The following is a 26,040-nucleotide window of genomic DNA, read 5'->3' on the forward strand; positions in this document are numbered from 1 at the left end:
CAGCCTCGCCGCCGGGCGAGGTCGTTGTCAACACGTTGCGGGCTCCCCGGCGGCGCGGTCACCGGATGCCGTTACCCAACCGGAACAACCGGCTGGTAACTCCGGCCGCCCCGGCCGCGACCTTCAGCCGGGGGACGTGGGGCGAGCGGGAGCGGGCGATGAACGGCACGGACCAGCAGCCGCGGCCGCCCGGCCGGTGGGTCGGGGTGCGGTTGCACTACCGGCACGTCCGGATGGACGACCGGCCGTGCGCGACCGGCTGCCCGGAGGACGAGCTGACGGTGTCGTATCCGGGGATACTGATCAGCAGCTACGACGACGGCGAACTGGTGGAGGAGCGGTGGATCCCGCTGGGCGCCGAGCCGAGCGAGGAGGACGACGAAGCGCTGATCGAACAGCTGCGGGCGGCGCTGTGGTGGCAACTGGGCGAAACCCAACCGGACACCTGACCCCCGCGGAGAAGTCCGTGAGGGGAACCCTGAGGGACTCTGATTCCCTGAAGGTTCCCCTCACGGACATCCCAGCCGCCGTTCGAGGCCGTCGAGGAGCAGGCGCAGGCCGTATTCGAAGGTCTGGTCGAGGGTGTGCTGGGTCTCCTGGGCGGTCAGGTGGTCGAGCGCGGGGTAGCGGCCGGTCCCGACGATCCGGCGGAACTCGGCCTCGTGGCCGTCGAGCCATTCGTCGTTGGCCAGGCCGGTGTCCTGGCGCGCCCACGCTTCCGACTGCCAGGTGAGCGCGAGACTGCGGACGTGGCCGAACAGATTGAGGTGCGCGAGAAGCAGCTCTTCGGTGGGCAGCCTGGTCCGGAGCAGCGCTGCCAGCACCCACTCGGAGTACCGCATCAGGTTCGGCATGGGCCGGGGCCGCGTCATGGACAGCGCCTCGGCGACCCAAGGATGGCGCCGGCAGACTGTCCACAAGAGACGGAGAGTGTATTCCAGGCAAGCCCGCCACGGGGTCGGCGGCTCGCGGCGGATCGCTTCGCCGGCAACAGTGTCGGCCATCAAATGGAGCAGTTCTTCTTTGTCGCCGACGTGCCGGTACAGCGACATCGTCGCCGCGCCGAGTTCGGTGGCGATCCGCCGCATCGACACCGCCGGCAGCCCGTCCGCGTCGGCGATTTCGACGGCGACGCGCACGATCCGGTCCCGGCTCAGGTCCGGTTCCCGCTTCCGCCGCACCGACCGCACGACGGTGCCCGCGCCCGGTTTGGGGTCGACCAGACCCTGCTCGCGCAGTTCGGCGATGACCTTCGTCGCGGTCGCCATCGCGACGCCCCATTCCCGGGTGATCTGCCGGGTCGACGGCGCGCGGTCGCCCGGCCGCAGCCGTCCGCTCGTGATGCGCTCCCGGATCTCGGCCACGATCCGCTGGTAGGGCGCAGCGTCCATCGATGCCTCCAGTGCACTAGTGCGCTCCATCGACCCAACCGGGGCGTTAGAAGAACTGCACTAGAGCAAAGGTACCCGAAGGAGAAGCGCTCGTACGGTGTACACATGCGCACTGTTCTGATCTCCGGCGCGGGCGTCGCCGGTCTTTCCCTCGCGTACTGGCTGCGGCAGTACGGTTTTCACCCGACGCTGATCGAGCGTGCTCCCGCGTTGCGGCCAGGCGGCCAAGCGGTCGACATCCGCGGCACGGCCCGCGAGGTCGTCGCTCGGATGGGCCTGTTGGACGAAGTCCGCGCCGCGCACACCGGAACCCGCGGCATAGCCTGGCTCAACGAGCGTGGCCGTCGGGTGGCGGAGATGGCGGCGGACGCGTTCGGCGATTCCGGCGGCGTGATCGCGGATCTCGAAATCCTCCGTACCGACCTCGTGCGGATTCTGCACGACGCCGCAGCCGCCGACATCGAATACGGCACCGAAATCACCGCGCTGACCGAGGAATCCGACGGAATCCGCGCGACCTTCACGCACGGCCCGGCGCGGACGTTCGACGTCGTGGTCGGCGCGGACGGCATCGGATCAGGCGTGCGGTCGCTGGCGTTCGGCCCGGAATCCGTCCGAGATCTGGGTTATCACCTCGGGTACTTCCCGGCCCGGACGCGGCTCGCTCTCGACGGCTGGGAGGTGGTCTACAACCTGCCCGCGGGCAACGGCGTCGGCGGCCGGGTCGTCATGCTGTACCCGCTCGGCACTTCCGGAGACTGCCGGGTCCTGATCGGTTTCACGTCGCCGGAACCGATTTCGCCGCAAGCAAACCCAGCCGCGGTGGTAACCGAGGCGTTCGCCGGTGCTGGCTGGGAAATTCCCGCACTCCTGGCGCAACTGCCGGACGACCTGTACTTCTCCCGCGCCGGAGAGGTCCGGCTGGCTGAATGGCACCGAGGTCGCACGGTCCTGCTCGGCGATTCGGCCTTCGGCGGTTCGCTCGGCATGGGGACCAGCCTGGCGATCGTCGGCGCCTACGTCCTCGCCGGTGAACTATCCACTATGGACGACCCGCGAGCGGCTTTCGCCCGCTACGCCGACGAGATGCGGGATTACGTGGCCGCGAACCGTAAACGCCCGCCCGGCGGGGCCAGCGGATTCGCCCCGCGGACCCGGAACGGCATCCGCCTGCGCAACGCGGTCATGCGAGCGATGCCGTATCTGCCGGGCAGGCAACGAATGCTGGGCGGGCTTCAGCGCTCGGCGAACGCCATCACGCTGAAGCCCTACCCGGCCTTACGCTCCTGATCCGGTGACTGCCCGGTCGGCAGTCTCCGCCTTCTCCCGCAGGTCCACGCCCCGGGTTTCCGGAAGCGTGAACACGACCAGCGCGCTGATCACCATCAGCACAATCCCGTAAATGATGAACAGCGACGGATGTCCGTTCCCGGCGAACAGCGTCTGCAAGTACGGCGCCGTGCCGCCGAACGCCGCGACCGCGATCGAGTACGGCACGCCGACGCCGACCGCGCGGATGCGGGTCGGGAAGATCTCCGCGTAGACCGCCGGGCCGATGGAGGAGAACCCGGCCATGAACACCAGCGCGATCGACATCGCCACGAACAGCTGCCACGCCTCGTGCCCGACCATCGCGTTCAGCGGGAAGCTCAGCACGAGCAGGCCCGCGATCGCGATGAACAGCACCGGCTTGCGGCCGATGCGGTCGGACAGCATTCCCCACAACGGCAAGGCGATCAAGAACACGACGTTCGCGAACACCCCCGCCCACAGCGCGCCGGTCGGGGCGACGCCGCGCACGGTGATCGCGTACGACGGCGCGGCGACGGCCCACATGTAGTAGATGACCGTCGCGCCGACAGTGAGCCCGACGACCTGCGCGAGCAGCTTCGGGTTCTGCTTGATCGTCTGCCAGATCTGGCCCTTCTCCTTCGCCGAGTCCTTCTTCGCGGCCTGGAACACCTCGGTCTCGCGCATGCGAAGCCGCACGTAGAGCGAGTAAATGCCGAAGACGCCGCCGAGGATGAACGGGATGCGCCAGCCGTAGGACAGCATCTGCTCGTGCGTCAAGACGCCGGAGAGAACCGCGCCCAGCAGGGTGCCGACGAGCACGCCGCAGGTGCCGGAGAAGTAGATCAGGCTCGACCACAACCCGCGTCGGGCCGGCGGCGCGACCTCGGCGATGTACGTCTGCGCGGAGGGCAGCTCGCCGCCGTGCGCGAGGCCCTGGGCCAGCCGCGCGACCACGAGGATCACCGACGCCCACACGCCGATTTGGCCGTACGTCGGGGAAAGGCCGATGACCAGGCTGCCGGCGGCGGCGATCGCGACGGTCAGCGACATCGCCAGCTGACGGCCCTTGCGGTCGGCGATCCAGCCGAACACCCAGCCGCCGACCGGCCGCGCGGCGAACCCGACCGCGAACACCGCCAGCGTGCTCAGCAGGGCCGAAACCGCGCTGTGGGCGTTGAAGAACTGCGCGGCGAAGAAGGACGCGAAGGTGGCGTAGACGTTCCAGTCGAACCACTCCATCGCGTTGCCGGCACCGAGCCCGAACAGGGTGCGGCGACGGTCTCGGACCACAGAAGTCATCGCAGTGCTCCTTCGGCGAAACGGTCGAGACGGCGGACGGCGAGTTCTGCGTAGACGGTGGCGGCGCGGGACAGCACGGACGGGTCGAAATCGGCGTACGGGCTGTGGTTGTTGGGCGCGGTGTGCGGTTCGAGGCCCGGCATCAGCGCGCCGAGGCCGAGGAACGTGCCCGGCACCGCGGCGAGCACGCGGGAGAAGTCCTCGGAACCGGCGACCGGGTTGGGCAGTTCGGTGTAGTACTGCTCGCCGATCGTCTCGCGGACGACCTCGGCTCCGAACGCCGTCTCGTCGACATCCGTTACGGTCACGGGATATTCGTTCTCGAACACGACGTCCGCGGTGACGCCGTTCGCCCGCGCGACCCCGTCGATCGTCTCGCGGATCGTGGTGTCCAGCAGAGCGGCGGTGTCGTCGGAGAAGCAGCGGACGGTGGCTTCGAACTCGGCGGTCGCGGGGATGACGTTGCGCTTGGTGCCGCCGCGGATGACGCCGACGGTGAGCACGGCCGGGTCGAAGATGTCGAGCCGGCGCGTGATCATCGTCTGCAGCGCGGTGATCATCGCTGCCGCAGCAGAGATCGGGTCCTTGGCGCGATGCGGCATCGACCCGTGGCCGCCTTCGCCGTGCACGGTGACGAGCAGCTTGTGCGAGGCGGACATCAGCGTCCCGGGGCGGCTCGCGAACTGGCCGCTGGGCAGCATCGACGAGAAGACGTGCAGCCCGTACGCGGCGTCAACGCGTCGGCCAGCAGCGTCGAGCACACCTTCCTTCAGCATCACGCCCGCGCCGTCCCAGCCTTCTTCGCCGGGCTGGAACATCAGGACGACGTCGCCGTTGATCCGGTCGCGATGTGTGTGCAGCAGCCGGGCCGCACCGACCAGCGACGTCGTGTGCAGGTCGTGGCCGCACGCGTGCATCGCGCCGTTGGTAGCGGCGAAGTCGAGCCCGGTCGCCTCCTGCACCGGGAGCGCGTCCATGTCGGCGCGCAACAGGACCGTGCGCGGCTGAGCCGAATCACGGGCCGAGCCTTCGCCGCGAAGCACCGCAGTCACCGACGTCGTGCCGGTTCCGGTGGAGATCTCCAGACCGAGACCGTCGAGTTCGCGCAGCACGCGTTCCTGGGTGCGCGGCAGGTCGAGGCCGATCTCGGGCTCGCGGTGCAGGTCGCTGCGCAGCCGGGCCAGGTCGTCCTGCTGGCTGCGGGCGTCTTCGTGGAGGTCCACCGGCTCGGCTCCTCTTCGTTGGGGAACGGGCGTCTTGGTGGTCGAGTGTGCGAACTGACGCCCGATATCGGGTTAGAGTTGTCGGAATCGCTCGCCGGATGGCCCTCTGGAGAAGAAACAATGATCGACTCACTGGAGGAGGAAGACTTTTCGCTCATCCACGCACTGCAACTTCGCCCCCGCGCCACCTGGACGCAACTGGCCGCGGCGCTCGACTCCTCCCCGGTGACGCTGGCGCGGCGCTGGGAACGGCTGCGCGACGGGGGAGCGGCCTGGGTGACGGCGTATCCGCACGTGCCCGGGCTGTACCAGGTGCAGGCCGCGTACGTGGAAATCCGCTGCGCGAGCGGCCAGGTGCGCGAGCTGATCCGGGAACTGTCGACGTGGCCCTCGGTGGCCAGCATCGAGGAGGCTTCGCGCGAGTACAGCCTCGTGCTGACGGTCTTCGGTCTCGGCCTGCGCGACCTGTCCGCCCTGCTGCTGGACGCGATCCCGAGCCTGCCCGGCGTGCTGAACACCCGCTCGCACCTGGCGTCGCGGCTGCACGTCGAAGGCAGTTCGTGGCGAGTAGGCGCGCTGGACCGGCGTCGCGTGCAGGCACTGTCGCAACTACCGTCCATCGGCGGCGGGCGGCTGGCCAAGCTGCAGCCGTGGGAAGAGCCTTACGCCCCGCTGACCGTCGCCCTGGGCGAGGACGGCCGGCGCAGCGCCGCGGACCTGGCGCGGATCACCGGACGCCCCGTGTCGACTGTCCGGCGTCAGCTCGGACACCTGCTGAGCGCCGACGCGCTGACGTTCCGCTGCGAGATCGCACAGGGGCTGACGCCGTCGCCGATTGTCGTGAACTGGTGGTGCCAGGTGCCGGTGGCGCACGTGTCGACGTGCGTGGATCGGTTGCGGGCCAACCCGACTGTGCGGCAGATGGCGAGTTTGCCCGGCCCGGCGAATCTTTTGGTGACCACGTGGATGCGCTCGATCGAGGAGTCGATGCGGATGCAGGAGCATCTGGAGCAGGATCTGGCGCCGCTGTCGGTGGTGGATTCGGCGTTGATCCTGCGGACGGTCAAGCGGATGGGCTGGCTGCTGGACGATTTGGGGCGGAGTACGGGGTTTGTGGTGACTATGCCTGCTCCAGCTCGGAGGGAAGCGCCTTAGGCCAGCCGGAACGTCGCGCGGTATTCGGACGGTGAGACGCCGAGTGCGTCGCGGAAGTGGCGGCGGAGGGTGGCGGCGCTGCCCATCCCGCAGCTGGCGGCGATCTGCTCGACCGGGGAGTCGGTGCGTTCGAGCAGTTCCTGTGCGCGGGCGAGGCGTTGCCGGTGCAGCCAGTTCAGCGGAGCGGACCCGAATTCGGCGCGCATCCGGCGGGCGAGCTGCCGGGAACTCAGACCGGCGTGGCGCGCGAGATCGGCAACCGTCAGCGGTTGGTCCAGCCGGGACCGTGCCCACTCCGCGGTGCGTGCCAGGCCGGAACCGTCCGGAGACGGCGGAGGGGACACGAATTGCGCCTGGCCGCCGTGCCGGTGCGGCGGAACGACCAAGCGGCGGCCGAGATCGTTGGCGACTGCGGCACCCAGGTCGCGGCGCACCAGGTGCAGGCACAGGTCCAGTGCGGCCGTCTTGCCCGCGGAGGTCAGGATGTCGCCCTCGTCGACGTAGAGCACGTCGGCGCGCACTTTCACGCGCGGATAGCGGCGGGCCAGATCGTCGGCGTGCATCCAGTGGGTGGTCGCGATCCGGCCGTCCAGCAGTCCGGCCTCGGCCAGGACGAACGAGCCGGTGCACAGGGCCGCGATCCGGACGCCGTTCGCGTGCGCCTCCCGGAGAGCGGCCGCGAGCGCCGGATCGATTTCCTCGCCGGGCGAATCCGTGGAGGGGACCACGATCAGGTCGGCGGCGGCTTCGCCGATCTCCGAGACGCCGATCGCGGGCAGATGCGGCAACCAGTGTCGCGGCGACCGCTCCGGGCAGGCGACGACGACGTCGTACCAGGCACCGCCGGGGGAGAGCTCCGATCGGTCGACGCCGAAGACTTCGGCCGCGATCGCGACCTCGTACAGCATCGCGTGCTCATGCAGGACGAGCGCCAGTCGAGGCATGTCCGATACTGTACGCAACTCGTCCTTTCAGACACTCACCAGCGGCACGCGAGAGTGTCCAGAATCAGCCTCATGGCAGATTCCCAGCGTGTCCTGGTCTACGGTGCCAGCGGCCACACCGGAAAGTTCGTGGTCGACGAGTTGCTGCGACGCGGTCTTCAGCCGATCGTCGCGGGGCGCAGCCTCTCGCGGCTCACTCAGTTCGCGGAGCTGGACCGGCGCGCGGCAAGCATCGACGACGGCCCCGGTTTGCGGGCGCTCCTCAACGACGCGGCGGTGGTGATCAACTGCGCCGGCCCGTTCCTGGACACCGCGCTCCCGCTCGCGACGGCAGCCGTCGAAACCGGTGCTCACTACTTGGACGTCACCGCTGAACAGCCCGCCGTCCAGCAGCTCTACCGGGAACTCGACGCATCCGCCCGCTCGGCCGGGACAGTCGTAGTGCCCGCCATGGCGTTCTACGGCGGGCTGGCCGATTTGCTCCTCACCGCGGTGCTCGGCCCCGAGACGTCCGCTGACGAGGTCGAGATCGCCATCGGACTGGACCGGTGGTGGCCCACGGAGGGAACCCGGGTCACCGGCGCCCGCAACACCGCGACCCGGCTGGTCATCCGCGACGGCGCCCTCGTCCCGATCTCCGACCCGGCGACCGGCGAATGGGACTTCCCGGAACCGATCGGCGCACAGTCCACTGTGGAGCTGCCGTTCTCCGAGGTCGTCACGATCGACCGGCATCTCAAGGTGGGAACCCTGCGCTCCTGGCTGAACACCGCCCCGCTCGACGACCTCCACGATCCGGACACCCCGGCCCCGCAAGCCCACGACGAGCACGGACGTTCGGCGCAACGCTTCGCTGTCGAAGTCACCGCCGGCTCAGGTTCGCGGACTCGCCGCGGCACCGCGACCGGGCGCGACATCTACGCCACGACCGCACCGATCCTGGTCGAAGCCACTGCCCGGCTCCTCGACGGCCGGTACCAAGGCGCGGGCGCGCTGGCACCAGGCGAGGCATTCGCCGCTGCCGACTTCCTGACGGCGATACCGGACGCCGATTTCACTGCCGTGTGGCGATAGACGGTTAAACGGACGGGCCGAGCGAGCCGGTGAACTCTTCGAGGCGGACGTCGGTGCCGCGGAGCTGACGGAGGAATTCGACTGCTTCAGCCAGCAACACGCGGCCGGAGATGGTGAGGGCGGCCAACTGGGGGAGGCGGTTGCCGGAGGCGAGGAGGCGGGTGAGCTGGCTGGCGTCGAGGGTGAGGACGCGGAGGCCTTTTAGGCGGGCGAGCTGGTCGATCGCCGGGATGTCCAGGCCGTTGACGGTGAGCCGGGTGAGGTTCGGGAGAGTGGCCAGCGGGGTCAGGTCGACGGGGTGGGCGAGACCGCTGAGGGTGAGGTCCCACAGGGTCGGATGCCCGGAGAGCGCATTGAGGTCGGTCTGTTCGGCGGTGATGGTGAGGGATTCCAGGAGCGGCAGCCCGGCGACGTTCGGGACGACGGTTTTCATGCGATGGGCACCGACCTCGCGCAGCCCGTCCAGCCGTTCGAGCACGGCCAGATCGACGTCGATGCCGTCGCTGAGATGGCAGGATTGGATCGCTTCCGGATCCTCGGCGCCGATCTCGGCGGTCAGGTCCAGTTTCGCGACATCGCGGACGAGAAGCACGTGGTTCTTGTAGGGGACGTCGTGGAATGCCGCTTGGACTTCGAGCCGGGGATCGCCTTCGTGCCGGGTGAATCTGCCCGCGCGAAGGGCGGTCACGACGTCGGTGAGCATTTCGGTGACCGACGACGCGATCAGCTGAGCCACCTCATCGCCGTGTTCGATCACTTGCCCGGACCGGCCGCCCTCGGCGGGATCGAGATCGACCGCGATCCACTGGTCGCTGTGATTCCCGCCGAAGGAAACCCACCAGTCGTTGCGGGAGACGCGTTTGATCCGCCCCGGTGGCACTGCCTCGAACACCACGCCCGCTCTGTACTGCGGTTCGTCGCAGGCGGCTCCGCGGTAGGCGCCGGGCCAGCTGTAGTGGTAGTCCTCGACCACCGTGTCGAGGGAGTCGTGGGCGAAGTAGCCGAGCAGCCCGGTTTCGCCGGAGTCCCGGCCGATCAGCCGGTAGAGCGCTCGCAGGTCTTCCGGCAGCCGCGCTTGGATCCGCGCCTCGGCGGCCGCGATCTCCTCCTCGCTCCGCCCCGGTTCCCAGTCCGGCGCGTGGCCGGTGATCGCGGTGTACCGCTCGGCGAATTCCGCGACAAGCGCACTGACTTCCCGCAGCACCGCCGGGTCGGTCGGCGCACTGGTCGGTTCGGCTCCCGCCGGTCGCGGCATCCCCGGAGACGGGCGTTGCGGGCAGCGGAAATCCGGATCGAACACGCGCCGGGCCGGGGACAGGCGGTCGACGTCGGGGCTGGTCGTGAAACGGTAGGCGCCGTCGGCGCGCAGCCGCACCTCGTACACCGCCGGAGGATGGTCTCGCGGGTAGGCCCCGTGCATCGCATCGAGGAGATCGCGCCCATTGCCTCGATCCGATCCGTCAGTCCACGCCTCGACGGACCCCCAGGCGCCCATCGAAATCTGCAACACCGCTTCGGACCAGCCGTCGCCTGCCCAGTCTCGGAGCCGTTCTGCCAGAGTCCGCCCGATCTCCCCCAGATCCATGCCGTCAGCGTAGCGAGAAACCCGTACGCACAGCACGAAATCGGATCAAGCGCGCAACCCGTCGAACGCCATCTTGCACACCGCGTCCGCCAGTTCCTCCGGAGACGACCCTCGCCGCGGCCGGTACCACTCGATCAGCGAGTTCACCGTGCCGAAGAGCAATCGCGCCGCGATCGCCGGGTCGATGTCCGGCCGGACATCTCCCTCCGCCTCGGCCTGTTTCACCAGATCCGTCACCAGATGATCGAACTCGCGCCGCCGCGCCAAAGCCGCCCGCTCGGCCTTCGTATTGCCTCGCACCCGCAGCAGCAACGTCACGAACGGCAGCCGATCCGCCAGCACCAGCACACTTCCGCGCACCAGATGCTCCAAGCGGTCGATCGCGCGCCCGTCGAGCGCCTCCGTCGACTCCGCGACCTCGAACAGTCCGTCCAAGGCCCGGCCGACTGCCAGCCGCAGCAGTTCTTCCTTGCTCGGCACGTGGTGGTAGATCGCGGATTTCGTGATGCCGAGCTTGCGCGACAGGTCCTCCATGCTGGTCCCGTCGTAGCCGCGGTCGTTGAACAGCTTGACCGCGACCTGGAGAAGCGACTCCAGGTCGTAGCCGGGACGGCCGCGGCGGGCGGGGGTTGTCACGAGCGTTCGTCCAGCACGCGGCGCATTTTACCGAGCGAGCGTTCCAGCGTGTCCGGGTCGACGATCTCCACCGAAACGCTTACGCCGACGCCGTCCTTCACCCCGGCGGCAACCGCGGAGGCCGCCGAAGACCGGCCCTCGGCAGTCGTGTCCGCGCGGGCTTCGACGCGCACGGTGAGGTGGTCCAGGCGGCCGCGGGTCGAGCGGACCAGCTGGAAGTGCGGGCTCAATCCCTCGGTGCGCAGCACGATTTCCTCGATCTGCGTGGGGAAAACATTGACGCCGCGCAAAATAATCAGATCGTCGCTGCGGCCGGTCACCTTCTCCATCCGGCGGAAAGCCGGACGCGCGGTGCCGGGCAGCAGGCGGGTCAGGTCGCGGGTGCGATAGCGGATGATCGGCAGCGCCTGCTTGGTCAGCGACGTGAACAGCAGCTCGCCGCGTTCGCCCTCGGGCAGCACCTGGTCGGTGAACGGGTCGATCACCTCGGGGAAGAAGTGGTCCTCCCAGATGTGCAGGCCGTCCTTGGTTTCCGCGCATTCCTGCGCGACGCCGGGGCCCATCACCTCGGACAGGCCGTAGATGTCGACCGCGTCCAGCGCGAAGCGTTCTTCGATCTCGGACCGCATCTGCTCGGTCCACGGCTCCGCGCCGAAAATGCCCACCTTCAGCGAACTGGCGCGCGGGTCCACGCCCTGGCGCTCGAATTCGTCGAGCAGCGTCAGCATGTACGACGGCGTGATCATGATGATCTCCGGCTTGAAGTCGGTGATCAGCTGGACCTGCCGGGCGGTCATCCCGCCGGACGCCGGAATCACCGTGCAGCCGAGCTTTTCCGCGCCGTAGTGCGCGCCGAGCCCGCCGGTGAACAGGCCGTAGCCGTAGGCCACGTGCACCTTGTGCCCAGGACGGCCGCCCGCCGCGTGGATCGAGCGCGCCATCACGGTGGCCCAGGTGTCGAGGTCGTCCTCGGTGTAGCCGACGACGGTCGGCTTCCCGGTGGTGCCGCTGGAGGCGTGCAGCCGGCGGATCTGGTCCTGCGGCACGGCGAACATGCCGAACGGGTAGTTGTCGCGCAGGTCGGCCTTGGTGGTGAAGGGGAACTTCGCCAGGTCGCCCAGCTCGCGGCAGTCGTCGGGATGCACGCCGGCTTCCGCGAACTTCTTGCGGTATAGCGGGACGTTCTCGTACGCGTGCCGCAGGGTCCACTGCAGCCGTTCCAGCTGGAGCGCGGCCAGCTCGTCGGCGCTGACGTTTTCGGCGAGGTCTGCAGTCACTGTGTTTCCCGGGTCTTCTCGATGACGCGGCTGCGGCCGCGGAATTCGGCGACGACCTCGGGCCCGCCGGGGGTTTCCCGGTGCACGGTGACGTCGTAGATGCCGTTGCGGCCGTAGCGGGTGCGCTCGGCGGCCGTCGCGACGAGATGGTCGCCCAGTTTTCCGGCGGCGACGAACGAGATCTCCGCGCCCGCGGCGACGGTGACCGGCCCGTACGTGTTGCAGGCGAGGGCGAAAGTGGTGTCGGCGAGCAGGAACACGTAACCGCCGTGGGCGATGTCGTGGCCGTTGACCATCGTCTCGGTGACCTTCATCGTGGCCACCGCGCGGCCGTCGGCCGCCTCGACGAGTTCGATGCCGAGCGAACGGGACGCCTCGTCGGTGTCGAACATGGCGTGCGCGGCGTTGCGGGTCACGAGTTCGCCCTCCGGAATGGTGACTTACTGACCGAACGGCCGGTAATCCTGGCTGGAGCCCAGTAAAGGCCGCGCCTGGCGCGGTGTCAAGCAACGCGGGGGTTCCGATCAGCGGGGAGAACGGCTATCCTGCGAATTACTGAACGTCCGGTTGGTAATTCGGCGAGAGGGTCGGCATGGTTCTGCTCCGCAGCTACGTCTCCGGGGGATGGCACACGGCGCCGGGCGAGGGCGCCCCGCTGCACGACGCGGCGACCGGGGAGGAAGTGGCCCGGATTTCGTCGGAGGGGATCGACTTCGCCGCCGCGCTCGACTACGGCCGCACTGTCGGCGGTCCGGCGCTGCGGAAGCTGACGTTCCATCAGCGGGCGGCGCTGCTGAAGGCGCTCGCCTCGCACCTGCGCGAGCACCGCGAAGAGCTGTACGCGCTGTCGGCGCGCACGGGCGCGACGCTCGGCGACTCGAAGTTCGACATCGACGGCGGCATCGGCGTCCTGTTCAGCTACGGCTCGAAGGGCAAGCGCGAACTGCCGAACGACACCGTGTACGTCGACGGCGCGGTCGAGCCGCTGAGCCGCGGCGGCACGTTCGTCGCGCAGCACATCGCCACGCCGCTGCAGGGCGTCGCGGTCCAGATCAACGCCTTCAACTTCCCGGTGTGGGGTCCGCTGGAGAAGTTCGCGCCCGCGTTCCTCGCCGGGGTGCCGAGTTTGATCAAGCCGGCCAGCCAGACCGCCTACTTGACCGCGCGGCTCGTCGAGCTGATCGTCGAATCCGGCATCCTGCCCGAGGGCACAGTGCAGTTCGTCGCGGGCAGCGTCGGCGACCTGCTCGACCACGTCACGGCGCAGGACCTGGTGTCGTTCACCGGTTCCGCGTCCACCGCGCAGAAGCTGCGCGCGCACCCGGCGATCGTGCGGAACTCCGTGCGGTTCAACGCCGAGGCCGACTCGCTGAACTGCTCGATCCTCGCCCCGGACGCCCGGCCGTCCACGCCGGAGTTCGACCTCTTCGTCAAGCAGCTGACCACCGAGATGACGGTGAAGGCGGGCCAGAAGTGCACCGCGATCCGGCGCGCGTTCGTCCCGGCGGAAATGCTGGACGACGTCGCCGAAGCGGTCAGTGCCAGGCTCGCCAAGGTGACTGTCGGCAACCCAAACGCTGAGGGTGTCCGCATGGGCGCGCTGGCCAGCCTGGAGCAGCGCGAGGAGGTACGCCGTTCGCTGAAGGCGCTGCTCGACGCGGGCAGCATCGTCTTCGGCGACCCGGAGCACGTCGACGTCGTGGACGGCGACGAGGCGACCGGCGCGTTCATCTCGCCGATCCTGCTCAAGGCCGACCCGGAGCGCGCGGAGCCGCACGAGGTCGAGGCATTCGGCCCGGTGTCCACGCTGATGCCGTACACGTCGGTCAAGCAGGTCATCGAGTTCGCGGCGCGCGGCGGCGGCAGCCTGGCCGGCTCGGTCGTGACTGGTGACCCGGTGTTCGCGCGCGAGATCGTGCTGGGCGTCGCGCCGTATCACGGTCGGCTGCTGGTGCTGGACAGCGAAGACGCGAAGGAATCCACCGGACACGGTTCGCCGATGCCGCAGCTGGTGCACGGCGGCCCGGGTCGCGCGGGCGGCGGCGAGGAAATGGGCGGTATCCGCGGCGTGCTGCACCACATGCAGCGCACGGCCGTGCAGGGCAGCCCGACAGTGCTCGGCGCGGTCACCGGCCGGTGGGTCGAGGGCGGCCCGCGGATCGAGGACGACGTGCATCCGTTCCGGAAGTCGCTGGCTGAACTGAAGGTCGGCGACTCGGTGGTGGCTGGCCCGCGCACCGTCACGCGCGCCGACATCGACCACTTCGCCGATTTCACCGGCGACACCTTCTACGCGCACACCGACGAAGCGGCCGCTGCGGCGAACCCGCTGTTCGGCGGCATCGTGGCGCACGGCTACCTGGTCGTCTCGTTCGCCGCGGGCCTGTTCGTGTCGCCCGAGCCGGGTCCGGTGCTGGCCAACTACGGCCTGGAGAACCTGCGCTTCCTCACGCCGGTCAAGGTCGACGACGCGCTGACGGTCACCTTGACGGCCAAGCAGATCACGCCGCGGATCGACCAGGAGTACGGCGAAGTCCGCTGGGACGCCGACGTCACCAACCAGGACGGCGACTCGGTCGCGAAGTACGACGTGCTCACCCTCGTCTCGAAGGAGCAGCCGTGACCGCTGCGGCAGAGCCTGAATTGGAAGCCCTGTTCGAGCACACCATCGAACGGGACCAGCGCATCGAACCGCGCGACTGGATTCCCGAGGGCTACCGCAAGACGATGATCCGCCAGATCGCGCAGCACGCGCATTCGGAGATCATCGGAATGCAGCCCGAAGGCAACTGGATCACCCGCGCGCCTTCCTTGCGGCGCAAGGCGATCCTGCTCGCGAAGGTGCAGGACGAGGCCGGGCACGGGCTGTACCTGTACTCCGCGGCGGCGACGCTCGGCGCGGACCGCGCGGACCTCACCGACAAGCTCATCACTGGCCGGCAGAAGTACTCGTCGATCTTCAACTACCCGACGCTGACCTTCGCCGACGTCGGCGTGATCGGCTGGCTGGTGGACGGCGCGGCGATCTGCAACCAGGTGCCGCTGTGCCGGTCGTCGTACGGGCCGTACGCGCGGGCGATGATCCGGATCTGCAAGGAGGAGTCCTTCCACCAGCGGCAGGGCTACGAGCTGCTGATGACCATGATGCGGGGCACCTCTCAGCAGCAAGAGATGGTGCAGGAGGCGGTGAACCGCTGGTGGTGGCCGTCGCTGATGATGTTCGGCCCGCCGGACGCGGATTCGCCGAACACCGCGCAGTCGATGGCGTGGAAGATCAAGCGGCACACCAACGACGAGCTGCGGCAGCGCTTTGTCGACATGTCCGTGCCGCAGGCCGAGGCGCTCGGCGTGACTTTCCCGGACCCGGAGCTGAAGTGGAACGCTTCGCGCGAGCACTACGACTTCGGTGCCGTCGACTGGGACGAGTTCAAGAACGTGCTCAAGGGCAACGGCCCGTGCAACGCGGACCGGATCGCCCATCGGCGGCGCGCCCACGATGATGGCGCTTGGGTTAGGGAAGCCGCTGCGGCGCACGCGGCCAAGAAAGAGGTTTCGGCATGAAGCACGATTGGCCGTTGTACGAGGTTTTCGTCCGCGGGAAGCGGGGGTTGAACCACGTGCACGTGGGTTCGCTGCACGCGGCGGACGACGAGATGGCGCTGCACCACGCGCGCGATCTCTACACGCGTCGCAACGAGGGTGTGTCGATCTGGGTCGTTCGCGCCTCGGACATCACGGCGTCGTCGCCGGACGAGAAGGACCCGTTCTTCGCGCCCAGCGGGGACAAGGTGTACCGGCACCCGACGTTCTACGACATTCCCGACAACGTTCCCCACATGTAAGGGATGTCTTGCTGTGTCCTTCGATAACGTCTACGAAGCCATCACCGAGGACAACGACGCGCGGTGGGCCTTCGGCACCGGATTCGCTGACCCGCTGTCCGGTGTGGACACTTCTGTTCCGTCCGGAGTGGACGGTGCGCAGCTGGCCGCGTACTGCCTGATGCTGGGCGACGACGCGCTGATCTTCTCGCACCGGCTGCAGGAGTGGGTCAGCAACGCGCCGGAACTGGAGGACGAGGTCGCGATCGCGAACGTCGGCCTCGATCTGCTCGGCCAGGCGCGGTTGCTGCTGGCTCGGTCCGGCAAGGCTGACGGTACTGATCGGTCCGAGGACTCGTTCGCGTTCTTGCGCGCCGAGAACGAATTCCGGAACGTTCGGTTGGCGGAGCTGGGTGGCGGGCACTTCGGGCATCTGATCGCGCAGCTGTTCTTGTTCTCGACTTGGCGGCTCGCGTTGTTCCAGCAGTTGGAGTCCAGTGTGGACCCGGTGCTGGCGGCCATTGCGGCCAAGGGTGTCAAGGAATTGGCTTATCACCGGGATTACGCCGCGCAGTGGTTGGTGCGGCTGGGCGACGGGACACCGTTGTCGCGGGAGCGGATGGCCGAGGGGCTGGCTGCGGCTTGGCCCTATGTCGAGGAGTTGTTCTCGACGCATCCGGTTGAGCTGGTGGATGCTGCTTCGTTGCGGCCGGAGTTCGACGCTGTGGTGGATGAGGCGTTGGCCGCGGCGACCTTGGAGCGGCCAGAGATCGGGGCTATTGCCGGGGTTTCCGGTCGGACCGGGCGCGACGGTGTCCACACTGAACAGATGGGCTTCCTGCTGGCTGAGCTGCAGAGTGTGGCTCGGGCGATGCCTGGGGCGTCGTGGTGACCGCGGTCGCGGTGGCCTCGACGGTCACTGATCCGGAGCTGCCGATGCTGACACTCGCGGATCTGGGTGTGTTGCGCGAGGTGTCCGAAGAGGACGGTCGGGTTACGGTTTCTATTACGCCGACTTACACCGGTTGTCCGGCCATGGACACTATGCGGGACGACCTGGAGCATGCCTTGCGTGGTGCGGGGTATGTCGAGATTGACATTCGCACTGTGCTGGAACCGGCTTGGACTTCGGACTGGATCAGCGAGGACGGGCGGCGGAAGCTTGCTGAGGCTGGGATCGCTCCGCCGGGGTCTGCTCCTCAGCGGGCGGCTGGGCCGATTCCGTTGACACTGGGGCCTTCTGTGCGGCGGGTGGCTTGTCCGCATTGCGGGTCTTTGGATACGGAGGAGCAGTCTCGGTTCAGTGCCACCGCGTGCAAAGCGTTGCGGCGGTGCCGGTCTTGCTGGGAGCCGTTCGAACACGTCAAGGAGATTTGAGTGACTGCCACCGTTTCCCGTCGTACCGGGTTCCATCCGTTGCGGGTGGCTGAGGTTGAGCGGCTTTGTGATGACGCTGTGGCCGTTACCTTCGACGTGCCTTCTGAGCTTGCGTCGGTTTATGCCTTCGCGCCTGGGCAGTCGCTCACGCTGCGGCGGATGGTGGACGGGCGGGATGAGCGTCGCTCGTACTCCATCTGTGCTGCGGTGGGGGAGCGGCCGCGGGTCGGGGTGCGTCTCGTGCCGGACGGTGTCTTTTCGACGTGGCTGGTCAATGAGGTCCAGCCTGGGGACACTGTTGAGGTTTCCGCGCCGACTGGGTCGTTCACACCGGATCTCGCCGGTGGCGGTCACCATGTTCTGATCGCTGCTGGTTCCGGTATCACGCCGGTGTTGTCTATTGCGGCCTCGCTGCTGGCTACTCCGGATGCTTCGGTCACCGTGCTGTATGGGAATCGTCGGACTGACACGGTGATGTTCGCTGATGATCTGGCTGATTTGAAGGATCGGTATCCGGCTCGGCTGGAACTCGTGCATGTGTTGTCTCGGGAGCCTCGTGAGGCTGAGTTGTTCACTGGGCGGTTGGATGCGGACAAGCTGAGTGCGTTGTTCGGGTCGATTGTGCCGGTGGACGAGGTGGATCACTTTTGGCTTTGCGGGCCGTTTGGGATGGTCACCTCTGCGCAGGATCTTCTTGGTTCGCTGGGGGTTCCTGGGGAGCGGATTCATCAGGAACTGTTCTATGTGGACGATGTGCCGCCGGAGCCGGTTAAGCATGTTGATCCTGCGGTGGCTGGTGCTTCGTCTGAGGTGACTCTGGTTCTTGACGGTCGGTCTACGACTATGAATTTGCCGCGTGAGTCTTCGGTGTTGGATGGGGCGCAGCGGTTTCGGCCGGATTTGCCGTTTGCTTGCAAGGGCGGGGTTTGCGGGACTTGCCGGGCGCGGGTGACTGAGGGTTCTGTTGATATGCGGCGGAATTTCGCGTTGGAGAAGGCGGAGGTGGAGGCTGGGTTTGTGCTGACTTGTCAGTCTCATCCGGTTTCTGAGCGGGTTACTGTGGATTTTGATGCTTGATTGCTCGTCGCCTGGCGGCAACATCGCTGGTGGTTGCGTGGGGCACCCCGAAGCTTGATTGTGCTGACGGTCTGGGGGTGCTTGTCAAGGCGGGAAAGATGCCTTGACAAGCACCCCCAGACCGCAGGAGAGCTTCGTATCGGGGTGCGGGGGAGGGGCTGGGTGCCTCGAAGGTTGGGTGCACCGGTGCGGTTTGGGGGCGGGGTGCCTCGAACGTTGGGTGCAGTGGTGCCGGTGTGGGGCTGGGTGCCTCGATAGTTGGGTGCACTGGCGCGAGGGTGGGGGCTGGGTGCCTCGTGCGTTGGGTGTGTCGGCGGCGGTTGGTGGGTGGGGCTAGCGCCCCAATGTGGCGTTGGGTGCATGCGACGCAACCAATGCCGCATTGGGTGCGTGGGATGCACCGAATGCCACATTGGGTGCATCGCGGGGGTGGGGGCGGTCCGTGAAGGGCCCCTTGAGGGAATCTAAGTCCGTGAAGGGGTCCCTCACGGACCGCCGCTGGTCGTGAGGGGAACCCTGAGGGAATCAGAGTCCGTGAGGGTTCCCCTCACGGACGTTTAGCGGCGTCGGCGGCGTTTGCGTGGAGCAGCGGGGGGCGGGAAGTCGTCTTGCTCCGGGGTTTCGGGTGGAGTGGGGTCGCCTAGGCCTAGCATCTCCGCCGCCAGTTGCTGGGAAGACGCGAAGCGGCCGGTGGGTTTGTCCTTCGCCCGCCGTAGCGCCGATGGGCGCAGGCGGTTGTAGCCGCGTACTGCGATGGGGCGTCTGGTGCGTAGGTCGAATTCCGGCAGCGACTCCAGCTGCCCGGCCAGTTCTCGGTCTACCAGCACGGTTCCGGGGCGGGCGGCTGACGTGAGGCGGGCGGCCAGGTTCACCACGGAGCCATAGACATCCCCGAAGCGGGAGAGGACCCGGCCCGACGCCATTCCGGCTCGGACTGCGGGTAGGTCGCCGTCTTCGCCGGTTCGTTCGGCTAGCGTCAGGGCGATTTCCGCGCCGTCGGCGGGGGAGTCGGTGACGAAGAGGACTTCGTCGCCGATCATCTTCACCACTCGGCCGTGGTGTTCTGCGATGACTTCGGTGGCCAGGGATTCGAAGCCGTCCAGGACCTGGGTTAGTTCTTCCTCGTCGGCTTCTCTCGTGAAGCGGGTGTAGCCGACCATGTCCACGAAGCCGACGACTAGCGCGCGCGTTTCCAGGTCCTCGTCTGGGCTGGCGAAGGCGCGGCCGGCGAAGGCGGCCAGGTGGCGGCGCCAGACGTAGTTTTGTACTTGCTCCAGTTCCGGGAGCAGGCGTTCCACCAGGCGAGTCACTTGGCGGTCGTTGCGGGCCAGTTCCGGGTTTTCGGTGATCAGTGCCCACAGCATGTGGACCTGCCACTCGGCCAGCCGGGAAAGGTGCTGGCCGAGGGCACGGGTCACCGCGACTTCCATGCCGGGCGCGACTAAGCCGGAGCTCACCAAGCCGTCGGCGATGCGCATGGCTTCGACGTCCGCGTCGGTGAACACCATCTCGTCGTCTTCGACGGTGGCGAAACCCAGCGCCCGCCACAGCCGGCGCGAGCGTTCTTCGGGTACGCCGGCCCGTTTCGCTACTTCGAGCCGGGTGTAGCGGCGAGGCCCGCCGAGCAGGGCGCGTTCCAGGCGCTGCTGCAGGTCCCTGGAGGAATCAGCCACGGACTCAGGTGGTGTGCACGATCAGCACGTCGACGCCCGACTTCCGGGCCACTTCCGCCGGGACCGAGCCCAGGATCCGTCCGGCGAGGGTGTTCAGGCCGCGGTTGCCGACCACCAGCAGATCAGCCTTGCGGTCCTTCACGACCTTCCGCAGCATGTCGACCGGCTGGCCTTCCAGCGCGACCGTTTCGATGTTCGCGGCGCCGGCCTTCGCCGCGCGGTCCCGTGCGGACTGCAGCGTGTCCTCGGCGGGCGCGGACCCGACCACCTGGTAGGCCTCGTCGCCCAGCTCGTCCTGCGCGCGTTCCACGTCTTGGCGGCTGGCCGGGTGGTACGCGCAGACGACGACGAGCGTCGCTCCCGCGTCGGCAGCCACCCCGGCGGCCTTGTCCACCGCGGCGAAGGACGAGTCGGACCCGTCCGTGCCCACCACCACAGTCCGATAGACAGCCATCCACAACCTCCCGGCGATCGGTCAGCGGGGCGGCGCGGCCCCTTCGCGGGGGAAGGTTACTCGCCAGTCGGTTTTCCCGCCGGACGCGGTTGCGGCTGCGGCTTGGGCACGTCGGACGTCCGCAGCCGGACGGTCTGCTCGACGTCGCGGCTCACCGCGGGCTTCGCGCTGTTCGCGGGGGCGTTCTTGGCGCTCTGACCAGCGGAATTCTGGCTGGCGTCGCCCGTGCCCGACGCGGTGGCGCCGCTTGCCTGGGTGCCGTTCTTGCCGGACTTCGGCCCGGACCCGTTGGCTTCGTCGACCGCGGCCTTGATGTCCGCGGGAACGGCCCCGTCGGTCTCGCCGAGCACGTGCTGCGCCTCGGCCAGCACGGTGCGCGCCGACCGGACCTGCTCGGCCAGGCTCGCCCGGACCGTGCGCAGGGCCTCGACCCGCTCGTTGGCCTGGGTGATCCGGCGGTTGGACTCGTCGGTGGCCGTGCGGACGCGGCGACGGGCCTCGTCGGCGGCTTCCGCGAGGCGCGCGTTGGCCTCGGTGATCGAGTCCTGGCGGCGCTTGTTCGCGTCGGCGACCGATTCGCGCTGGCGACGGTCGATGTCGGCCTTCGCCGCCGTCTCCTCTTCGAGCACCTTGGCGCGGATCGCGGCCGCGTCCTCGGCGGCCTCGCGGACCCGGCGCTCGGCTTCCGTCTTGCTGGCCGCCTCCTGCTCGGCCAGCACGCGCATCGCCTCGGCGCGGCGGGTGGCCATGGCGATCTCGAAGTCTTCCTCGACCTGCGTGCGGCGGGCCTCGGACTCCGCGTCGAGCTTCTTGCGCTCGGCCTCGGCCTCGTCGGTGATCCGCTTGGCCTCGGCGCGCGCGTCCTCGAGCACCTTGCGGTGCTCGGCTTCCATCTCCTTGCGGCGCAGGTCGAGCTCGGTGAGCAGCTGCTCGTACCGGGCGCGCATGGCGCTGGCGTCGGTCTCCGCCTTGGCCCGGATGTGGCCCGCTTCGGCCTCGGCGCGGGCCCGCGTGTCGGCGGCCTCGTCCTGCGCCAGCCGCAGCATCCGCTGGAGGCGCTCGGACAGGCCCTCGACGCTCGTCGGCGGCTGCGCGAGCCGGTCGACCTGACCGCGGAGATCGGCGATCTCGCCGCGCGCGACTTCCAGCTGCCGGGCCAGGTCGCCGGACTGGGCGATGGCGGCGTCGCGATCGGCGGTGAGCATCTTCAGGTCGCCGTCGAGCCGTTCGAGGTGCTCGTCGACCTGCGCTCGGGCGTACCCCCGCTTCGCTACGTCGAAGCCGGCTCCCAGCGGCACGAGTTCGCGTTCATCGCCAAGACTCATGACACCACCGTAGTCGCTCCGCGGTCACGGACGGGTGAGCACCCACGGGGTCCGGCCGCTCGTGCGGCGAGCGGCCGGACCGAAGGGGCAGGTGGTCTGCCCTCACGCGCCGCGGAACGCGTTGATTCCGTCGAGGTGCTTGGCGCGCAGTTCCTCGTCGCGAACGCCGAGCCCTTCTTCCGGGGCGAGGGCGAGCACGCCGACCTTGCCCTGGTGCGCGTTGCGGTGCACGTCAAGGGCGGCCTGGCCGGTCTCTTCGAGCGAGTACGTCTTCGACAGCGTCGGGTGGATGAGGCCCTTCGCGATCAGCCGGTTGGCCTCCCACGATTCGCGGTAGTTCGCGAAGTGCGAGCCGATGATCCGCTTGAGGTTCATCCACAGGTACCGGTTGTCGTACTGGTGCATGTAGCCCGAGGTGGACGCGCAGGTGACGATGGTGCCGCCCTTGCGCGCGGCGTAGACCGACGCGCCGAAGGTCTCGCGGCCCGGGTGCTCGAACACGATGTCCGGGTCCTCGCCGCCGGTCAGCTCGCGGATCTTCGCGCCGAACCGCTGCCATTCCTTCGGGTCCTGCTCGTTCTCGTTCTTCCAGAACTTGTAGCCCTCGGCGGTGCGGTCGATGATCAGCTCCGCACCGAGCTTCCGGCAGATCTCGGCCTTCTCCGGGCTGGACACGACGCACACCGGGATCGCGCCGCCGTTGAGCGCGTACTGCGTCGCGTACGAGCCGAGCCCGCCGGACGCGCCCCAGATCAGCACGACGTCGCCCTGCTTCATGTCCGCGCCGTTGCGCGACACCAGCTGCCGGTACGCGGTCGAGTTCACCAGGCCGGGGGAGGCGGATTCCTCCCAGGTCAGGTGCGCCGGCTTCGGCATCAGCTGGTTGGCCTTGACCAGCGCGATCTCGGCGAGCCCGCCGAAGTTCGTCTCGAAGCCCCAGATCCGCTGCTCGGTGTCGAGCATCGTGTCGTTGTGCCCGTCCGGGCCTTCCAGCTCGACGTTCAGGCAGTGCGCGACGACCTCGTCGCCGGGCTTCCAGTTGTGCACGCCCGCGCCGGTGCGCAGCACGACGCCGGACAGGTCCGAGCCGACCACGTGATACGGCAGGTCGTGCCGCTTGGCCAGCGGCGAGAGCTTCCCGTACTTGCGCAGGAACTTGAACGTCGGGATCGGCTCGAAGATCGACGTCCAGACGGTGTTGTAGTTGATCGCGCTGGCCATCACCGCGACCAGCGCCTCGCCGGGGCCGAGCTCGGGCGTCGGGACGTCGTCGACGTGCAGCGAGCGGCGCGGGTCCTTGTCCCGGCTTTCGAGGCCCTCGAACATGTCGACCTCGTCTGCGTGCACGGTGACGCCCCGGTAGCTCTCGGGCACGGGCAGCTCGGCGATCGCGTCGAGGCGGCCGTTCAGGATCGCCTGCTGGATCTCGTCGAGGTGCGACATCGGGAACCTCCAGGGGGTCGGTCGCGGCACGCGACAGCACGAAATTACTCGTCGGTAACCGGGGGGCCTCACTGTACGAGACACACACCCCTTACACGAGTCGAAGTGTGACGCACGAATCTTGACCGGCTGGCCAGTCAAGGCGCATAGTCGGCAGTGGGAAATCTCCCTGAACGGCTCTTTTCCGGCGGAGGTGAGCACGAATGAGTGAAGTCTCGACGCGCGCCTGGACGCGGCCCTACGACTGGGCCGAGGTCGTGATTGGTGTTGTCGCCGCTCTTTCACCCCTTTGGCTGAGCACGAACACCACGATGGTGTGGACGATGGTGGTCCTCGGTGCGCTGATCGCGATCGACGGCCTGGTGTCGCTCGCGACGCCGAGCATGGTTTACGGCGAGGGCGTGCAGATCGTCCTCGGCGCGTTGCTGTTCATCGCGCCGTGGGTGATGGGGTATACGGAATTCAACGGGGCGTCGTGGACGTCCTGGGTCGGCGGTGCGCTGACGATCATCGCCGGCGCGGCCGCGATGCCGGAGGCCAACGCCGCCCACCGGATGGCGGGCCAGCACTGATCGAGGCAGCGGAGCCTCGACGAGGAAGGTGACATGACCGACGACTCGGCGAAGGAACGGATCCTGTGCGCGGCGGAGGAGCTGTTCGCCGAGTCCGGCTTCGAGGCGACCCCGACGTCCCGCATCGCGGAGCGCGCCGGGGTCCCGAAGGGCCTGGTCCACTATTACTTCCGCCGCAAGTCCGACCTGCTGGCCGCGTTGGTCGACCGGCTGCCGGACGAACGCATCGAACCCGCCGCGGTCGTCGTCCCCGGCGACCTGGCGGGTTCCCTGCGCAGACTGGTCGGCGAACTCGACCGCCGGTTCACCGGTTCGCTCGGGCTCTCGCACCTGCTGTGGCGCGAAGCCGACACGCATCACGTTGTCCGCGACGCGCTGTCCGAACGCTTCCAGCAACTGGTCCGGCTGATGCGATCGGTGATCGTGGCCGCGACCGGCGGACGGCTCGCCGGGGCGGACATCGACAACGCGTCCGGGCTTTTGGCCCGCGCTGTCACGCACCGGCACGCGACGGCTCGGCACACCGGGGACGACCGGCCTGCGGAGTTTGACGGCGAGTTGACGTTTGTGGCGAACGCGTTGTCGGCCCGGGCGGTTAAGGGAAAGCCGCCTGCTTCGGCGGTGTGAGCGTTAGTGCGAGGCGGCAGGCTCCACCAGTTCGACCAGAACCCCGCCAGCATCCTTCGGGTGCACGAAGTTCACCCGGCTGTTCGAGGTCCCGCGCTTGGCCGCGTCGTAGAGCAGCCGCAGGCCCTGCGCCCGGAGCGCCTCGGCCGCAGCGTCCACATCGGACACTCGCAGCGCGAGCTGCTGCAGGCCCGGCCCGTTGCGGCCGATGAACTTCGCGATCGTCGAATCGTCGCGGGACGGGGCGAGCAGCTGGATCATCGTCTCGGTGCCCGCGGTACCGGGGGCGCGCAGCATCGCCTCGCGCACGCCCTGCTCGTCGTTCACCTCCTCGTGCGCGACCTCCAGGCCGAAGTGGTCGCGGTGGAAGGCGATGGCCGCGTCGAGGTCGGGCACGGCGATGCCGACGTGGTCGATCGCGGTCACGAACGGCTTGAGCACGGATGCGCTGGGCTCGGTGTCCATACCGGGGAGGATAAGCCCCGCGCGGCCGCGCGGAACCCCGCGTGCGCCCCCTCACACTGGCTCCATCAAGACGCGCCGGGAACCCGGTCCAGGCCGTATCGTGGGAACACTGCCAGTGCACCGATGCTTTGGAGGACGTCGTGTCCGGTTCCGTGATCCTGGGCGCTGCCCGTACCCCGATCGGGCGGCTGCTCGGCTCGTTGAAGGACTTCTCGGGAGCCCAGCTGGGCGGGATCGCGATCAAGGCCGCGCTCGAACGCGCCGGCGTCTCCCCGGACCAGGTCCAGTACACGATCATGGGCCAGGTGCTCACCGCAGGCGCGGGCCAGATCCCGGCGCGCCAGGCCGCGGTCGCCGCGGGCATCCCGATGGACGTTCCGGCGCTGACCGTCAACAAGGTCTGCCTTTCCGGCCTCGACGCGATCGCGCTCGCCGACCAGCTGATCCGCGCGGGCGAGTTCGACCTCGTCGTCGCGGGCGGCCAGGAGTCGATGACGCAGGCGCCGCACCTGCTGCCGAAGTCCCGCGCGGGCTTCAAATACGGCGACACCACGCTGGTCGACCACATGGCCTACGACGGCCTGTTCTGCGCGTTCGACCAGGTCGCGATGGGTGTTTCGACGGAGAAGCACAACGCCCGCTACAGCGTCACCCGCCAGCAGCAGGACGCGTTCTCCGCGCGTTCGCACCAGCGGGCCGCGGCCGCGATCGACGCCGGGTTCTTCCGCGAGGAGATCGCGCCGGTATCGATCCCGCAGCGCAAGGGCGACCCGGTCGTCTTCACCACCGACGAGGGCGTGCGCGCGGACACCACCGGCGAGAGCCTCGCGAAGCTGCGTCCGGCGTTCGCCTCGGACGGCACCATCACCGCCGGTTCGGCGTCGCAGATTTCCGATGGTGCGGCAGCGGTGATCGTGGCCAGCCCGGAGAAGGCGGCCGAGCTGGGCATCACGCCGCTGGCCGAGATCGGCGCGCACGGCGTGGTCGCCGGTCCGGACGCGAGCCTGCACGAGCAGCCGTCGAACGCGATCCTCGCCGCGCTGAAGAAGGCGAAGCTGGAGGTCGGCGACCTGGACCTGGTGGAGATCAACGAGGCGTTCGCCGCGGTCGGCCTAGTGTCGAGCGAGAAGCTCGGGCTGGACGAGTCGAAGGTGAACGTCAACGGCGGCGCGATCGCGCTCGGCCACCCGATCGGCGCGTCCGGCGCGCGGCTGGCCGTGCACCTGGTGCACGAGCTGCGCCGTCGCGGCGGCGGTCTCGGCGCGGCCGCCCTGTGCGGTGGCGGCGGCCAGGGCGACGCGCTGCTGATCCGCGTCCCGTCGGCGTAAG

The 26,040-nt window shown here is 68.6% G+C and carries 26 protein-coding genes; 13 read left to right on the top strand and 13 right to left on the bottom strand.

What is annotated here, in order from left to right; translation table 11 throughout:
- Positions 1 to 65 precede the first annotated feature (65 nt).
- Complete coding sequence (locus ABD156_RS10075) at positions 66 to 449, top strand: hypothetical protein (protein WP_377927732.1); 384 nt, start codon at positions 66 to 68, stop codon at positions 447 to 449.
- 60 nt (positions 450 to 509) lie between these two features.
- On the opposite strand, the gene ABD156_RS10080 is transcribed toward ABD156_RS10075, so the two are convergent.
- The gene (locus ABD156_RS10080) at positions 510 to 1,391 is read right to left on the bottom strand and encodes a TetR/AcrR family transcriptional regulator C-terminal domain-containing protein (protein ID WP_344269635.1); all 882 of its coding nucleotides are present in this window, start codon (positions 1,389 to 1,391) and stop codon (positions 510 to 512) included.
- A gap of 105 nt (positions 1,392 to 1,496) precedes the next feature.
- On the opposite strand from ABD156_RS10080, the gene ABD156_RS10085 reads away from it, so the two are divergent.
- Entirely contained in the window at positions 1,497 to 2,681 is a 1,185-nt protein-coding gene (locus ABD156_RS10085) for an FAD-dependent monooxygenase (RefSeq protein ID WP_344269638.1), read from the top strand.
- On the opposite strand, the gene ABD156_RS10090 is transcribed toward ABD156_RS10085, so the two are convergent.
- Positions 2,670 to 3,983 carry an MFS transporter gene (locus tag ABD156_RS10090; protein ID WP_344269641.1) on the bottom strand — a complete coding sequence of 438 codons (1,314 nt, stop codon included), beginning with the start codon at positions 3,981 to 3,983 and terminating at the stop codon, positions 2,670 to 2,672. The two genes, ABD156_RS10085 and ABD156_RS10090, sit on opposite strands and share 12 nt — an antisense overlap.
- Positions 3,980 to 5,206, bottom strand: coding sequence for a M20 metallopeptidase family protein (locus tag ABD156_RS10095; RefSeq protein ID WP_344269644.1), 1,227 nt, complete (start codon positions 5,204 to 5,206; stop codon positions 3,980 to 3,982). The genes ABD156_RS10090 and ABD156_RS10095 overlap by 4 nt, the downstream gene beginning before the upstream one ends.
- A 120-nt stretch (positions 5,207 to 5,326) precedes the next feature.
- Between ABD156_RS10095 and ABD156_RS10100 the strand changes: the two genes are divergently transcribed.
- A complete protein-coding gene (locus ABD156_RS10100) occupies positions 5,327 to 6,361 on the top strand; it encodes an Lrp/AsnC ligand binding domain-containing protein (RefSeq protein WP_344269647.1) in 1,035 nt (344 codons plus the stop codon).
- Here the strand turns inward: ABD156_RS10100 and ABD156_RS10105 are convergent.
- Complete coding sequence (locus ABD156_RS10105; protein WP_344269650.1) at positions 6,358 to 7,305, bottom strand: GlxA family transcriptional regulator; 948 nt, start codon at positions 7,303 to 7,305, stop codon at positions 6,358 to 6,360. The two genes, ABD156_RS10100 and ABD156_RS10105, sit on opposite strands and share 4 nt — an antisense overlap.
- Before the next feature lie 72 nt (positions 7,306 to 7,377).
- On the opposite strand from ABD156_RS10105, the gene ABD156_RS10110 reads away from it, so the two are divergent.
- Positions 7,378 to 8,379: a saccharopine dehydrogenase family protein gene (locus ABD156_RS10110; protein ID WP_344269653.1), complete on the top strand. Its 1,002-nt coding sequence runs from the start codon at positions 7,378 to 7,380 to the stop codon at positions 8,377 to 8,379.
- Positions 8,380 to 8,383: 4 nt separating this feature from the next.
- Here the strand turns inward: ABD156_RS10110 and ABD156_RS10115 are convergent, their stop codons facing one another.
- The 4 genes from ABD156_RS10115 to paaI are packed head-to-tail and all read right to left on the bottom strand — an operon-like array spanning position 8,384 to position 12,269.
- A complete protein-coding gene (locus ABD156_RS10115; protein WP_344269655.1) occupies positions 8,384 to 9,964 on the bottom strand; it encodes an SMI1/KNR4 family protein in 1,581 nt (526 codons plus the stop codon).
- A gap of 45 nt (positions 9,965 to 10,009) precedes the next feature.
- Positions 10,010 to 10,600, bottom strand: coding sequence for a TetR/AcrR family transcriptional regulator (locus ABD156_RS10120; protein ID WP_116206018.1), 591 nt, complete (start codon positions 10,598 to 10,600; stop codon positions 10,010 to 10,012).
- Complete coding sequence (gene paaK, locus ABD156_RS10125) at positions 10,597 to 11,877, bottom strand: phenylacetate--CoA ligase PaaK (RefSeq protein ID WP_344269660.1); 1,281 nt, start codon at positions 11,875 to 11,877, stop codon at positions 10,597 to 10,599. Before paaK ends, ABD156_RS10120 begins: the two co-directional genes overlap by 4 nt.
- The gene (gene paaI, locus ABD156_RS10130; protein ID WP_344269804.1) at positions 11,874 to 12,269 is read right to left on the bottom strand and encodes a hydroxyphenylacetyl-CoA thioesterase PaaI; all 396 of its coding nucleotides are present in this window, start codon (positions 12,267 to 12,269) and stop codon (positions 11,874 to 11,876) included. The genes paaK and paaI overlap by 4 nt, the downstream gene beginning before the upstream one ends.
- A gap of 200 nt (positions 12,270 to 12,469) precedes the next feature.
- Between paaI and paaZ the strand changes: the two genes are divergently transcribed.
- From paaZ to paaE, 6 genes are read left to right on the top strand one after another with little or no spacing between them, the layout of a single operon-like run.
- Entirely contained in the window at positions 12,470 to 14,500 is a 2,031-nt protein-coding gene (paaZ, locus tag ABD156_RS10135) for a phenylacetic acid degradation bifunctional protein PaaZ (protein WP_344269663.1), read from the top strand.
- A complete protein-coding gene (paaA, locus tag ABD156_RS10140) occupies positions 14,497 to 15,438 on the top strand; it encodes a 1,2-phenylacetyl-CoA epoxidase subunit PaaA (protein WP_344269666.1) in 942 nt (313 codons plus the stop codon). Before paaZ ends, paaA begins: the two co-directional genes overlap by 4 nt.
- A complete protein-coding gene (paaB, locus tag ABD156_RS10145; protein ID WP_009073848.1) occupies positions 15,435 to 15,719 on the top strand; it encodes a 1,2-phenylacetyl-CoA epoxidase subunit PaaB in 285 nt (94 codons plus the stop codon). The genes paaA and paaB overlap by 4 nt, the downstream gene beginning before the upstream one ends.
- Before the next feature lie 13 nt (positions 15,720 to 15,732).
- Entirely contained in the window at positions 15,733 to 16,590 is an 858-nt protein-coding gene (paaC, locus tag ABD156_RS10150; protein WP_344269684.1) for a 1,2-phenylacetyl-CoA epoxidase subunit PaaC, read from the top strand.
- Positions 16,584 to 17,075, top strand: coding sequence for a 1,2-phenylacetyl-CoA epoxidase subunit PaaD (paaD, locus tag ABD156_RS10155; protein ID WP_344269687.1), 492 nt, complete (start codon positions 16,584 to 16,586; stop codon positions 17,073 to 17,075). The genes paaC and paaD overlap by 7 nt, the downstream gene beginning before the upstream one ends.
- Positions 17,076 to 18,152: a 1,2-phenylacetyl-CoA epoxidase subunit PaaE gene (gene paaE / locus ABD156_RS10160; RefSeq protein WP_344269690.1), complete on the top strand. Its 1,077-nt coding sequence runs from the start codon at positions 17,076 to 17,078 to the stop codon at positions 18,150 to 18,152. It begins immediately after the preceding gene.
- A gap of 557 nt (positions 18,153 to 18,709) precedes the next feature.
- Here paaE and ABD156_RS10165 read toward each other — a convergent pair.
- From ABD156_RS10165 to ccrA, 4 genes are all read right to left on the bottom strand, one after another.
- Positions 18,710 to 19,825, bottom strand: coding sequence for an adenylate/guanylate cyclase domain-containing protein (locus tag ABD156_RS10165; protein WP_344269693.1), 1,116 nt, complete (start codon positions 19,823 to 19,825; stop codon positions 18,710 to 18,712).
- 4 nt (positions 19,826 to 19,829) lie between these two features.
- Positions 19,830 to 20,279, bottom strand: coding sequence for a universal stress protein (locus ABD156_RS10170; RefSeq protein WP_344269696.1), 450 nt, complete (start codon positions 20,277 to 20,279; stop codon positions 19,830 to 19,832).
- A gap of 56 nt (positions 20,280 to 20,335) precedes the next feature.
- Entirely contained in the window at positions 20,336 to 21,577 is a 1,242-nt protein-coding gene (locus ABD156_RS10175) for a chromosome segregation protein (protein ID WP_344269807.1), read from the bottom strand.
- A gap of 129 nt (positions 21,578 to 21,706) precedes the next feature.
- Positions 21,707 to 23,047 carry a crotonyl-CoA carboxylase/reductase gene (ccrA, locus tag ABD156_RS10180; protein ID WP_344269699.1) on the bottom strand — a complete coding sequence of 447 codons (1,341 nt, stop codon included), beginning with the start codon at positions 23,045 to 23,047 and terminating at the stop codon, positions 21,707 to 21,709.
- A gap of 203 nt (positions 23,048 to 23,250) precedes the next feature.
- Here ccrA and ABD156_RS10185 point away from each other — a divergent pair, with 203 nt between their 5' ends.
- A complete protein-coding gene (locus ABD156_RS10185; protein ID WP_116206640.1) occupies positions 23,251 to 23,619 on the top strand; it encodes an SPW repeat domain-containing protein in 369 nt (122 codons plus the stop codon).
- Between the two features lie 33 nt (positions 23,620 to 23,652).
- A complete protein-coding gene (locus ABD156_RS10190) occupies positions 23,653 to 24,246 on the top strand; it encodes a TetR/AcrR family transcriptional regulator (RefSeq protein WP_344269704.1) in 594 nt (197 codons plus the stop codon).
- Positions 24,247 to 24,249: 3 nt separating this feature from the next.
- Here the strand turns inward: ABD156_RS10190 and mce are convergent, their stop codons facing one another.
- On the bottom strand, positions 24,250 to 24,711 hold the full coding sequence (gene mce / locus ABD156_RS10195) for a methylmalonyl-CoA epimerase (RefSeq protein WP_037811910.1): 462 nt from the start codon (positions 24,709 to 24,711) through the stop codon (positions 24,250 to 24,252).
- A gap of 140 nt (positions 24,712 to 24,851) precedes the next feature.
- Between mce and ABD156_RS10200 the strand changes: the two genes are divergently transcribed.
- Positions 24,852 to 26,039: an acetyl-CoA C-acetyltransferase gene (locus ABD156_RS10200; RefSeq protein ID WP_344269708.1), complete on the top strand. Its 1,188-nt coding sequence runs from the start codon at positions 24,852 to 24,854 to the stop codon at positions 26,037 to 26,039.
- Position 26,040 lies beyond the last annotated feature (1 nt).

The organism is Amycolatopsis albidoflavus (assembly GCF_039525725.1).
Classification (GTDB): Bacteria; Actinomycetota; Actinomycetes; order Mycobacteriales; family Pseudonocardiaceae; genus Amycolatopsis; species Amycolatopsis albidoflava.

Bases quoted from the DNA above. Each gene is read 5' to 3' on its own strand.
- ABD156_RS10075 (WP_377927732.1), top strand. From the start codon at position 66: ATGCCGTTACCCAACCGGAACAACCGGCTGGTAACTCCGGCCGCCCCG.
- ABD156_RS10080 (WP_344269635.1), bottom strand. From the start codon at position 1,391: ATGGACGCTGCGCCCTACCAGCGGATCGTGGCCGAGATCCGGGAGCGC.
- ABD156_RS10085 (WP_344269638.1), top strand. From the start codon at position 1,497: ATGCGCACTGTTCTGATCTCCGGCGCGGGCGTCGCCGGTCTTTCCCTC.
- ABD156_RS10090 (WP_344269641.1), bottom strand. From the start codon at position 3,983: ATGACTTCTGTGGTCCGAGACCGTCGCCGCACCCTGTTCGGGCTCGGT.
- ABD156_RS10100 (WP_344269647.1), top strand. From the start codon at position 5,327: ATGATCGACTCACTGGAGGAGGAAGACTTTTCGCTCATCCACGCACTG.
- ABD156_RS10105 (WP_344269650.1), bottom strand. From the start codon at position 7,305: ATGCCTCGACTGGCGCTCGTCCTGCATGAGCACGCGATGCTGTACGAG.
- ABD156_RS10110 (WP_344269653.1), top strand. From the start codon at position 7,378: ATGGCAGATTCCCAGCGTGTCCTGGTCTACGGTGCCAGCGGCCACACC.
- ABD156_RS10115 (WP_344269655.1), bottom strand. From the start codon at position 9,964: ATGGATCTGGGGGAGATCGGGCGGACTCTGGCAGAACGGCTCCGAGAC.
- paaI (WP_344269804.1), bottom strand. From the start codon at position 12,269: ATGTTCGACACCGACGAGGCGTCCCGTTCGCTCGGCATCGAACTCGTC.
- paaZ (WP_344269663.1), top strand. From the start codon at position 12,470: ATGGTTCTGCTCCGCAGCTACGTCTCCGGGGGATGGCACACGGCGCCG.
- paaB (WP_009073848.1), top strand. From the start codon at position 15,435: ATGAAGCACGATTGGCCGTTGTACGAGGTTTTCGTCCGCGGGAAGCGG.
- ABD156_RS10170 (WP_344269696.1), bottom strand. From the start codon at position 20,279: ATGGCTGTCTATCGGACTGTGGTGGTGGGCACGGACGGGTCCGACTCG.
- ccrA (WP_344269699.1), bottom strand. From the start codon at position 23,047: ATGTCGCACCTCGACGAGATCCAGCAGGCGATCCTGAACGGCCGCCTC.
- ABD156_RS10185 (WP_116206640.1), top strand. From the start codon at position 23,251: ATGAGTGAAGTCTCGACGCGCGCCTGGACGCGGCCCTACGACTGGGCC.
- ABD156_RS10190 (WP_344269704.1), top strand. From the start codon at position 23,653: ATGACCGACGACTCGGCGAAGGAACGGATCCTGTGCGCGGCGGAGGAG.
- mce (WP_037811910.1), bottom strand. From the start codon at position 24,711: ATGGACACCGAGCCCAGCGCATCCGTGCTCAAGCCGTTCGTGACCGCG.